The sequence below is a fragment of the Methanospirillum sp. genome (genome assembly GCF_035406105.1).
In the GTDB taxonomy this organism is placed as follows: domain Archaea; phylum Halobacteriota; class Methanomicrobia; order Methanomicrobiales; family Methanospirillaceae; genus Methanospirillum.
This window is the reverse complement of record NZ_DAONKG010000091.1, coordinates 1-9320: the sequence shown is the minus strand read 5'-3', so window position 1 is coordinate 9320 and position 9320 is coordinate 1. Positions and strand designations below refer to the sequence as shown.

At 48.6% G+C, this 9320-nt stretch carries 14 protein-coding genes and 1 pseudogene; 10 read left to right on the top strand and 5 right to left on the bottom strand.

Annotation, left to right across the window (positions count from 1 at the left end; all coding sequences use genetic code 11):
- Nucleotides 1-347: hypothetical protein (locus PLA23_RS06945; protein WP_324474589.1), on the top strand; the 347-nt coding region annotated here is incomplete at its 5' end.
- A gap of 10 nt (nucleotides 348-357) precedes the next feature.
- Nucleotides 358-1038 carry a tetratricopeptide repeat protein gene (locus PLA23_RS06940; RefSeq protein ID WP_324474588.1) on the top strand — a complete coding sequence of 227 codons (681 nt, stop codon included), beginning with the start codon at nucleotides 358-360 and terminating at the stop codon, nucleotides 1036-1038.
- On the opposite strand, the gene PLA23_RS06935 is transcribed toward PLA23_RS06940, so the two are convergent.
- The 4 genes from PLA23_RS06935 to PLA23_RS06920 are packed head-to-tail and all read right to left on the bottom strand — an operon-like array spanning nucleotide 1033 to nucleotide 4247.
- Nucleotides 1033-2199 (bottom strand): M20 family metallopeptidase, encoded by a 1167-nt coding sequence (locus tag PLA23_RS06935; RefSeq protein ID WP_324332009.1) that lies wholly within the window; start codon nucleotides 2197-2199, stop codon nucleotides 1033-1035. The genes PLA23_RS06940 and PLA23_RS06935 overlap by 6 nt on opposite strands.
- 13 nt (nucleotides 2200-2212) lie before the next feature.
- Nucleotides 2213-2716, bottom strand: coding sequence for a hypothetical protein (locus tag PLA23_RS06930; protein ID WP_324474586.1), 504 nt, complete (start codon nucleotides 2714-2716; stop codon nucleotides 2213-2215).
- A gap of 42 nt (nucleotides 2717-2758) precedes the next feature.
- A complete protein-coding gene (gene moaA, locus PLA23_RS06925) occupies nucleotides 2759-3637 on the bottom strand; it encodes a GTP 3',8-cyclase MoaA (protein WP_324330927.1) in 879 nt (292 codons plus the stop codon).
- A complete protein-coding gene (locus PLA23_RS06920; RefSeq protein ID WP_324330941.1) occupies nucleotides 3624-4247 on the bottom strand; it encodes an RlmE family RNA methyltransferase in 624 nt (207 codons plus the stop codon). The genes moaA and PLA23_RS06920 overlap by 14 nt, the downstream gene beginning before the upstream one ends.
- A 92-nt stretch (nucleotides 4248-4339) precedes the next feature.
- Between PLA23_RS06920 and PLA23_RS06915 the strand changes: the two genes are divergently transcribed.
- Nucleotides 4340-5083, top strand: coding sequence for a DNA polymerase sliding clamp (locus PLA23_RS06915; RefSeq protein WP_324330929.1), 744 nt, complete (start codon nucleotides 4340-4342; stop codon nucleotides 5081-5083).
- Nucleotides 5084-5087: 4 nt separating this feature from the next.
- Nucleotides 5088-6242: a DNA primase regulatory subunit PriL gene (gene priL / locus PLA23_RS06910; protein WP_324330931.1), complete on the top strand. Its 1155-nt coding sequence runs from the start codon at nucleotides 5088-5090 to the stop codon at nucleotides 6240-6242.
- On the opposite strand, the gene PLA23_RS06905 is transcribed toward priL, so the two are convergent.
- Nucleotides 6171-6368 (bottom strand): hypothetical protein, encoded by a 198-nt coding sequence (locus PLA23_RS06905; RefSeq protein WP_324330933.1) that lies wholly within the window; start codon nucleotides 6366-6368, stop codon nucleotides 6171-6173. The genes priL and PLA23_RS06905 overlap by 72 nt on opposite strands.
- A gap of 57 nt (nucleotides 6369-6425) precedes the next feature.
- Here PLA23_RS06905 and PLA23_RS06900 point away from each other — a divergent pair, with 57 nt between their 5' ends.
- From PLA23_RS06900 to PLA23_RS06875, 6 genes and pseudogenes are all read left to right on the top strand, one after another.
- On the top strand, nucleotides 6426-6977 hold the full coding sequence (locus tag PLA23_RS06900) for a thiamine-phosphate synthase family protein (RefSeq protein ID WP_324330935.1): 552 nt from the start codon (nucleotides 6426-6428) through the stop codon (nucleotides 6975-6977).
- 12 nt (nucleotides 6978-6989) lie between these two features.
- Nucleotides 6990-7184 (top strand): 30S ribosomal protein S17e, encoded by a 195-nt coding sequence (locus PLA23_RS06895; protein ID WP_324330937.1) that lies wholly within the window; start codon nucleotides 6990-6992, stop codon nucleotides 7182-7184.
- Nucleotides 7185-7189: 5 nt separating this feature from the next.
- Nucleotides 7190-8065: a 4-hydroxy-tetrahydrodipicolinate synthase gene (gene dapA / locus PLA23_RS06890; protein ID WP_324330938.1), complete on the top strand. Its 876-nt coding sequence runs from the start codon at nucleotides 7190-7192 to the stop codon at nucleotides 8063-8065.
- Nucleotides 8058-8822 (top strand): 4-hydroxy-tetrahydrodipicolinate reductase, encoded by a 765-nt coding sequence (gene dapB / locus PLA23_RS06885; protein WP_324474584.1) that lies wholly within the window; start codon nucleotides 8058-8060, stop codon nucleotides 8820-8822. Before dapA ends, dapB begins: the two co-directional genes overlap by 8 nt.
- A gap of 52 nt (nucleotides 8823-8874) precedes the next feature.
- The gene (locus PLA23_RS06880) at nucleotides 8875-9048 is read left to right on the top strand and encodes a ferredoxin family protein (protein WP_324331683.1); all 174 of its coding nucleotides are present in this window, start codon (nucleotides 8875-8877) and stop codon (nucleotides 9046-9048) included.
- 167 nt (nucleotides 9049-9215) lie between these two features.
- Nucleotides 9216-9320 (top strand): annotated as a pseudogene (locus PLA23_RS06875) (aspartate-semialdehyde dehydrogenase); the annotation flags it as partial.

Below are 9320 nucleotides of genomic sequence, written 5' to 3'. Positions count from 1 at the left end.
GGACCCCTGTCCTCCCGCAGGGATCATATCAGGCAGCTGTTGAAACACAACCACCACTCATAACGGAGATTCCATCCCAGCCCCCAACGCCCCCTGAACTGATCAGAACACCGATACCGGATACGCCGCCCCAGGTGACTGACATGCCAAAACCAGAAGAGACGTATACAGAGGAGCCTGCACCAGCAGCATCCCCATTCTCCCTGATCGGGTTGGTTGCAGAATCGATGAAATCAGCTCTGAAAGGACCGGTAGGAATAACCATCGGGCTTGTATTGCTCATTATCATCATCAATGCCCTGGTATATCTCATCTATACCCGGTGGTGGCTGATCAGAAATCCATGAATATAAATCCATGAATGTAAAAAAGGCATATACCGCAGCTTCAGCAATCAGGGATATCCAGCGTGGGCGACCTGAAAAAGCCCTCAAACCCCTTGAGATACTTATCAGGGAGGCCCCGGATAATCCGGCATTATGGAATCTGAAAGGAATCGCCCTGGGGATGATGGGCGAGCATGAAGCGTCTTTAGCCTGTTATGAGAAGGTACTGCATGCAGACCCCGGTCCCGCTGTCTATTGGAATAATATGGGTCTTGCCCTGCAGAACCTGGGGCGGTTTACCGAGGCGGAAGAGATGTACCGGCAGGCACTCGACCGTGACCCGGAATCCCTGGAGGCACGATACAATCTTGCAAATACGCTTCAGTCATTGGGACGGTACGAAGAGGCCCTGGATTATTACGAGAAAGTCCTTTTTGACCGTCCGGATCATATCCTGACCATGCTGAACAAGGGAAACGCTCTTGCAGCTCTTCTCCGGTTTGAGGAGGCAATTTCGGTATACCTGGAGATTCTGGATATCTGCCCTGAATATCCTGATGCGGCGTATAATATCGGCCATACGTATGAGGAACAGGGAGATCTGGATCAGGCATCCTGTTGGTATATGAAGACGCTGGAGATCGACCCTGAGTATCATCATGCCAGGGAACAACTTGACAGCATTCAGGCAAGGAAGAAAAAATCGTTATAGATGTGACAGAACATGGATATACACATCCCTGCAATTCTGTAACATCTCTATCGACACACTTTCATTAACAGCATGCAGAAGGGACAGATCTCCAGGCCCGTAATTGACAACTTCTGCCCCGATCTCCCTAAGATGCCGTGCATCACTTGCCGCCTGTGTCACTCCGAAAAGAGCCTTTTGTCCATACACCTGTTCTATCCCTTCTGAGATCAGTGAGCACAGCCGGTCAGGACGACTGAGGGTCGGGGCCACAGATTCCAGGACCTCCACTTTGCTTTGTGGAATACCAGCCCGGATCATCCCGATAAGCTCTTGGATGTCGCATCCCCACGGTATCCGCATGTCCAGATCAAGCGCACACCTTTGCGCAATGACATTAATTCGCTCTCCACCGGATATGAGCCCTGGATTAAACGAGACATGACTGAGTATGGTTGCTGCCCTGTTTCGTGATATCGAAAGAAGGGTCGAGAGGGAGTTTGTGGTATTTTCTATCACTTCGGTGACCAGGGGATCATGGGGCCATTCCATCCCGTGTATCTTCCTGCACAGTTCAAGAAACGAACATGCCTGCATGATGGCAGAGTTGCCAATGACCGGATGCAGTGATGAATGGCCTGCATCTCCAGTAAAGGTGACATGAAGCCTGACAATACCTTTCTCTCCAACAACCGGAGATAATTTTGGGGTTGGTTCTGCAATCAGGCACGATTTTGGAGAGAGATATCCTTTCTTAACCAGATACTCCATACCAAAATCGCCATTTCCCTCTTCATCACAGACAAATGCAAGATCCACATCAGGATCCCTCCCCTCATTGCAAACCTTTTCCAGAGCACACAGGAGAGCGGCACACCCCCCTTTCATATCCGTTGATCCACGGCCATGCACACGTGATTCATCAATCCTGCCAGAAAAAGGAGGATAGACCCAGTCATCATCAAGAGCCGGAACGACATCAACATGCCCGCATAAAAGGAGATTATTCCGCCTCTTTTTCGACAGCAGGTTATGCTTTTGACCCTTTTGAATAATCTCCGTTTCTATCCCGATCTGTGTGCAGATATCCTGCAGAAAAGCGATAACCTCATCGGTATAACCAGGTGGGTTCTCAGATCGGATCTGGACAAGCTCTGAACAGAGGCTGGCAACATCAAGCATCAGGTTCCCCGCATCAGCACTGGCTCATATACTGATCATACAGTTTCGCCATTGATGAGCCATTATAAAGAGAGGCAAGATAGGCCTTATCAAAGATCTCATCGATCATAACTCTGAACACCGCAGATGGTATCGGTTTTTTATCATTTGGATCCAGCACAATCCTGAATGAGCGATATGACGCCAGATCAGACGGATCATAGATCTTTTGCATAAACAGAGGGAACTTCTCATACTCCTGTGGATGGTTCTCCCGAAGCCAGTTCATAAACCCTTCAAACCTGGATAACCTGCCTTCCATTGACTGATCTTTGCGGTATTTCAGATATTCACGAGTCAGCATATTTCGTGGTGAGTCCGCATTATACGCAAACAAAGAGATCGAGTAGTCCAGATGCGCCATCGCATCAAAAAACCAGAAACTCAAATCTGAGTGAAAATCGGACAGGTTTTCCAGTATCAGGGATTTTTCATACAGGGTTTGTAAGACCCGTTCATATTCATTATTCTCAGGCATGATCATCAGATTGGTGTTTCAACCATAACCATTTCGGCATAGTCACTTGTTATACGGCTCTCTCTTCTTTGCTGTGGCAAGAAAGAGATTTATCAATTCTTCTCCCCGTTTGCCCCTGATATCAACCAAGTTGTCATCCCGGAGCAGACAGGGTTTCAGCTTCCCGTCAGACGTTACCCGCATACGTGTACAATGATTACAGAAGTCAGAATTATGCCAGGGACGGACAAATTCAATCTCGGCACCCTCATAACAGTACTTCTTGCGATGATGCATCCGCCGGGTAATGACTTTTCGTGAGTGAAGTGCAATCCGCTCCTCAAGTTCAGACAGGTCCGCATGAAGCGGGCATCCACCCAGATCCATCAGTTCAATGACCTGCAGGATCAGATGCCGGTCGCCTGCCACAAGGCGGATAAAATCCTCTATCTCTCCCTCATTAATCCCTTTCAGGAGAACCATATTTATCTTAATCGGTGTCAGCCCTGCATTCCGGGCAGCTTCAATACCCTCAAGGACGTCTGATAAAAGGCCGGTTCCGGTAATATACTGATAGGTATCAGGATTGAGGGAGTCAAGACTGATATTGACACGGGAAAGTCCGGCTTTTCTCAGATCGTGAGCCAGGGAACCGAGAAGTGTTCCGTTCGTCGTCATCGAGGACTCTATGCCCGGCGGGACCGACCTGATGATCTCCACAATATCATCACGAAGCAGGGGTTCCCCACCGGTAAATTTCACCGACCGTATCCCAAGGGTGCCTGCAGCATCCAGAATGGCCCTGATATCCTCAAGAGGGAGGGGCTCTTCCGGTCTCGTCTCTCCTTCGCGGTGGCAGTACAGACACCGGAGATTACACCCGGAGTTTACGGCAATACGCAGGTTTGAGATGGGCCGGCCATATGTGTCATGCAGATCCATCAGATTCCGGCTCCTCTGCTGCCTGCTGGTTTCCGATAAAGTTCTTTGCCACAATATACATTTCGGTACTTCCCTTCCGGGTGGTATGAGCTTTATACGTCCGGACTGAGTAGAAATCCTGTTTAACCCGATTATACAACCCGCTGAAATCCTCTCCCTGAAATGACTTTAAAATCATATTCCCTCCCTGCTTGAGAAGCTGTCGTGCGACGACAAGCGCCTTCTCATTCAGTTCAATGGCTCTGGCCTGATCAAATGACCGCTGACCGGACAGTTTTGGTGAGGCGTCACAGACGATGCCATTCACTTCTGGCATCAGTTCCCGGATCCGGGCAATCACTGCCGGATCTGAGAAGTCACCGGTGATGGTTATGACGCCTTCTATCGGGACTATGGGATTGAGATCCACGCCGACAATAATGCCATCTGTCATTTCACGCAAAACCTGAAGCCAGCTGCCAGGAGCGGCACCAAGATCAAGAATATTATCATCCGGGCGGATAACCGGATTTTTACTGAGTATCTCCTTCAGTTTCATCGCCGCACGGGAGCGGTATCCTGACTGTTTTGCTTTCAGATATGCTTTATCTTTACCCCATTGTGAACCCATAAAAATTATCGACCTGATCGTTCCCTCACTAATATGCGAACCCGGCACATATATCTGTGTCAAATCACAACCTGAATGCATAGGGAGCGCAGATGCTGAAGGCAACAATCAGTGCAGATGTATTCAAGGATACCGTTGATGCCCTCTCTGCTCTGGTAACTGAATGCAGACTTCATGTTTCTGAGACAGAAGTCTGGGCCCGGGCAGTGGATACTGCCAATGTGGCGATGATTATCCTCACCTTAAAGAAAGAAGCATTCAGCCAGTATGAGGCAACAACCGAAGAGATCGGATTAGATATCGCAAAACTCAAAAATACCTATTCCATGATGGGAAAGGCAAGTGATATCCACCTGGAACATCCTGACGGAGCAAATAAGATTGAAGTAACCTTTGAAGGATATCACTACTCGATCACGCTCCTTGACTCAAATACCATCAAAAAGGATCCAAATGCGCCAGGGATCCAGCTTCCAGGTCAGGTGACGATCTCCGGATCAGAATTGTATAATGTGATTAAATCAGCATCCATCGTATCAGACAAGATATGGTTTATCATCGAACCAGAGAAGAAAGAGTTTGTTCTGTATGCCGAGGGGGATTCTGACAATATCAGACGGTCATTTTCAGCCGGAGAGGTCATCTCTTCCAACTGGGAGTCTGCAAAGTCACTCTTTTCCATAGATTACCTGAAAGATATGGGAAAGGTCATAAGTCATGCCGAGAAGGTTACCATCGATCTTGGTATTGATCATCCGGTCAAGTTTTCATTTGAGATTGCAGGCGGCAACGGCCAGGTAGAGTATCTGCTTGCACCCCGGATTGAGGCTGACTAAATGCATGGTCACCCTTGATCGCAAAGATCTGGCAAAATACCCTTTTTTAAAAGAGGCCCAGTCGTATATCGGGTCCATCAGCAATTCACTTGATCAGTTTCTTCATTCACCAGCCGGCAGACTGGCGCTGAAAGAAGCGATCACAACGCTTGAGCATGCGCTATCCTTTGCCGGAAAAGAGATCCCCCCACTCCCGGACATCCCGAAAGACGCTGACGCCGCAACTACCATCATCGCATCATACCCGCTCAGTAGGATACTGGTCTCCTGCGCCCAGGATCGCGTGTTCATCGACCGACTGGTCAGGTATCAGGCATGGCTTGTCTATGCATATGTACAGGAAGAAAACCCTGACGTGAAACGGTTTATCAGGAAATCCATCGGTCTGCCCGACACGGAGAATGCACTATCAGTGGTAGATTACATACCAGTTGCAGCACGGTTGCCAGAAGAGAAATGGCGCCTGATTAACCGGGTCGTAATCAAAGGAAAGGTACATATCTCTCCGGATGAGTTTGATGAGATCATCAGGGAACGGCTCCGGTATATCATGGCAAAAAACCTGCCACTCAAAGTCCCCTCATCTATCTGTGAACTGGTCAGTCCTGCGGTCGAACGGATAAAGGCCGAATGGCAGAAGAAGATGCTTGAAGAGTTTGGTCAGGTTGAAGAGTCGGCTTTTCCCCCGTGCATGCAGGCAATTCTTGGAGCAATTGCCGGGAACGGGCATCTGACCCATATGGCCCGGTTTGCAATCTCTTCTTTTCTCCATAATATCGGGATGGAAAACACGCGGATAATCGAGTTGTATGGATCTGTTCCTAACTTTGATCTGAAAAAAACTATGTACCAGGTTGAGCACATCACCGGGCGGGGTGGAATCGGGACAGAATATACCTCCCCCCTCTGTGCCACCATGAAGACGCATGGTATTTGTGTGCACCCGGACAGCCTGTGCAAAAAAGTAACCCATCCCCTGACCTATTATAAACAGAAAAAACGTGATATGAGCAGGAAAGAGAAATCTTCCGGGGATATACCTGCACAATCGTCAAATCAGAATCCGAACAGAAAGGAGGGAGAACAATCAGGTGGAGATACCCCTGATTGCGTACCCTCCCGCGCTGATGGTGATCACAAAGAGCAGCAGGGCACCTAAATACCCGATTTCGTCTGGAAGGACTGCCGGGAGCAGAAGAATGAGAATAAGAAAGACAATAAGGCTTCCAACTCCGACTATGGCATCAAGCATCCAACGTTTCATAACGCCTGTACTGTGCGTCATCTCCCCGGTTAAGGGTTGTGGGACTGGTCAGGATCACCAATCAAAGGAGGGAGTTCAGTGAAAGAGGCAGAAAAAGAAAACATCACAGCGGAACTGATGCGGGTCATTCCACAGATACAGGTGAATGTACCTTCTGAACTCATCCCTGATGACGGAATGGAACTGGTGTACGCCATTCCGGGGGCACGAATACCGGCAGAGGTTGCATCGTGTATCATCACCCTGCCTCATTCGGGCCATAATGCATGCCCGCCTGTCAGATTTGACTGCTCTACGCCGATGGTATCCGCCATCCTAACAGCGCTCAGATTCTCTCCGGAGATACGATGCGCCTCCGGTATCAGGTATTCAAAGGGACTTCGTTCAATCACGGACAATATGCTGCTTGAGACCTGCACCGTACGTGCTGAGAAGATTCCAAAAGGTGTCTCCACATTGGACTGGGCAGTGGCATTCTGTAGTGAGCAGGAATCAGGTGTTCCGGATGTCCTGTTCATAGAAACGGATGGAAAAACGCCGGCGCAGGCACGATTGTTTGGTGAGAAACCGGGATCGGTTGCAACAAATCTTATTAAGATCGCACAGCGCATTATTGATGCAACTCACTGAGAGAGAAATATCATGGGAATTAAACCGACTTATATCAAAAAAATCGGAACCGAACTTTTGGAGTTCCATGAAGAGAAGTTTACCAACGACTTTGAAGAGAATAAAAAGGCCGTTATGAGCGCAACCAATGTGCCCAGCAAGCGGGTCAGAAACAGAGTCGCCGGATACATCACAAGAAAGATAAATACAGGGAAATTCAAAAAATAATCCTCATGTTTGAGGGTGTTTTCCCCGCATTGATTACTCCTTTTCTAAGAAATCACGGAAAGAATCTGGACCTTGAGGGCCTTCGTTCCAACATAGCGCACCTCGTTGCCGCAGGGGTTCATGGTGTTGTTCCCTGTGGTTCAACCGGTGAATCTGCAACTCTTTCTTTTGCCGAGCATGAACAGGTCATTGAGGTAACGATCGATGAAGCAGGCGGAAAGGTACCAGTGCTTGCTGGTACCGGATCCAACAACACTGCAGAAGCCCTTCGTTTCACCAGGGCAGCCAAAGATGCCGGGGCTGACGGGGTCCTGGTCATCTCCCCGTACTACAATAAACCAAACCGTTCAGGCCTGATTAAGCATTATACTGCCATTGCAGACCTTGACATCCCGGTTGTCGTATACAATGTACCAGGGAGAACCGGACAAAATATCACTCCTGATATTATTGCAGAACTTGCAAAACATCCAAGTATTGTAGGAGTAAAGGAAGCGTCAGGTGATGTCGGTCAGATTTCAACGATCATTGAAATGACAAGAGATGAGGATTTTACCGTTATATCAGGGGATGACAACCTGACGCTGCCAATCCTTGCTCTTGGTGGAAAAGGAGTCATATCAGTTGCGGCGAACATCTATCCCCGGCCCCTCATAGAAATGTATGAGGCATCACAAAAGGGAGATTATGAGACTGCCCGCACTATCCATTATGCATATTCGCCATTATTCAGGGCGATGTTTTTTGAATCAAATCCAATCCCGGTAAAGAAGGCAGCAGAACTGAAGGGTATGGCTGCCGGACCACTTCGCCTGCCCCTTGATGAAGCATCAGAGCAGACAACAGAAAAACTCAGGGAGGTTCTGTCCAGATATGATTAAAGTTGTAATTTGCGGCGCATTTGGCCGTATGGGAACCATCATCGGGGGTATCATATCAAAAGAACCGGATATGGAACTCGTCGGTGGTGTTGATATAAAAGAAGGGACGGTTTATGGAGCGCCGGTTGTCACATCAGAGAAACTGGCCGGATTTCTCTCATCGGTACAGCCTGATGTGGTCATCGACTTTACCATTGCCCCGGCAGCAGCACAGAATGTCCCGGTTGCGGCCCGTGCCGGTTGTGCCATCATCCTCGGAACCACCGGGCTTACCGCGGACCAGCGCAAAGGGATTGATGAGGCAATCGCCCAGGGAAATGTTCCTGCCGTCATCTCAACCAACTATTCCATCGGTATGAACATTCTCTGGACACTTATCAGGGATGCTGCACGAAAGCTCTCTGACTATGATGTCGAAGTGATCGAGGCGCATCACCGGTACAAAAAGGATGCGCCAAGCGGAACTGCACGGACCATTCTCCAGATCCTTCAGGAAGAGATCGGTCCACGTGAGGAGATATACGGACGCGAAGGGATGACCGAACGGAGCTCGGAGATCGGCGTCCATGTCATTCGCGGTGGAGATATTGTCGGGGATCATGCAGTCATGTTTGCCGGCAATTATGAGACCGTGACCCTGTCCCACCGGGCATATGACCGGTCGGTATTTGCCGAAGGAGCCGTCAGAGCAACCCGCTGGGTAGTCGGGAAAAAACCAGGGATTTATGGAATGAAAGACGTTTTAAACCTTTCATGATCCCTTCGAAACCTATTTTTAAGTATTTCACCAAGTTTTTGAGGAGATATCAATGACCGCAATTGTTGATAAAAATAAATGTACCGGGTGTGAAACCTGCGTCGATGAGTGTCCGGCTGCCGCTATTACTATGGAAGATGGCAAGGCAGTAGTAAACAGTGAACTTTGTGTAGACTGTGGCTCCTGTGTGGATGTCTGTCCGGCAGAAGCAATCACCATGGAATAAAATCTTTTTTTGCATTTTAAACCGATTTTTCATACCATTCCAGCCGGTTTGCGTGACCAGAGAAGCGCATTCCATTTCAGCGTTTCAAAAAACCATTCTTTTCACCGGGATATTTCAAAATACAAATAAGTGCACTATAATTACTGGTTCAGATATATATACGAGGTATGGTTAGTGTTGGAGTCCTCGGCGCAACCGGCGCTGTGGGCCAGCGTTTTGTCCAGCTCCTGGCTGATCACCCGTATTTTGACCTTACGGTTCTGACCGCCTCA

Coding starts and splice junctions, on each gene's coding strand:
- PLA23_RS06935 (WP_324332009.1), bottom strand. CDS start 2,199: ATGCTTGATGTTGCCAGCCTCTGTTCAGAGCTTGTCCAGATCCGATCT.
- PLA23_RS06905 (WP_324330933.1), bottom strand. CDS start 6,368: ATGACGCACAGTACAGGCGTTATGAAACGTTGGATGCTTGATGCCATA.
- PLA23_RS06895 (WP_324330937.1), top strand. CDS start 6,990: ATGGGAATTAAACCGACTTATATCAAAAAAATCGGAACCGAACTTTTG.
- dapB (WP_324474584.1), top strand. CDS start 8,058: ATGATTAAAGTTGTAATTTGCGGCGCATTTGGCCGTATGGGAACCATC.
- PLA23_RS06915 (WP_324330929.1), top strand. CDS start 4,340: ATGCTGAAGGCAACAATCAGTGCAGATGTATTCAAGGATACCGTTGAT.
- PLA23_RS06880 (WP_324331683.1), top strand. CDS start 8,875: ATGACCGCAATTGTTGATAAAAATAAATGTACCGGGTGTGAAACCTGC.
- priL (WP_324330931.1), top strand. CDS start 5,088: ATGGTCACCCTTGATCGCAAAGATCTGGCAAAATACCCTTTTTTAAAA.
- dapA (WP_324330938.1), top strand. CDS start 7,190: ATGTTTGAGGGTGTTTTCCCCGCATTGATTACTCCTTTTCTAAGAAAT.
- PLA23_RS06940 (WP_324474588.1), top strand. CDS start 358: ATGAATGTAAAAAAGGCATATACCGCAGCTTCAGCAATCAGGGATATC.
- PLA23_RS06920 (WP_324330941.1), bottom strand. CDS start 4,247: ATGGGTTCACAATGGGGTAAAGATAAAGCATATCTGAAAGCAAAACAG.
- PLA23_RS06930 (WP_324474586.1), bottom strand. CDS start 2,716: ATGCCTGAGAATAATGAATATGAACGGGTCTTACAAACCCTGTATGAA.
- moaA (WP_324330927.1), bottom strand. CDS start 3,637: ATGGATCTGCATGACACATATGGCCGGCCCATCTCAAACCTGCGTATT.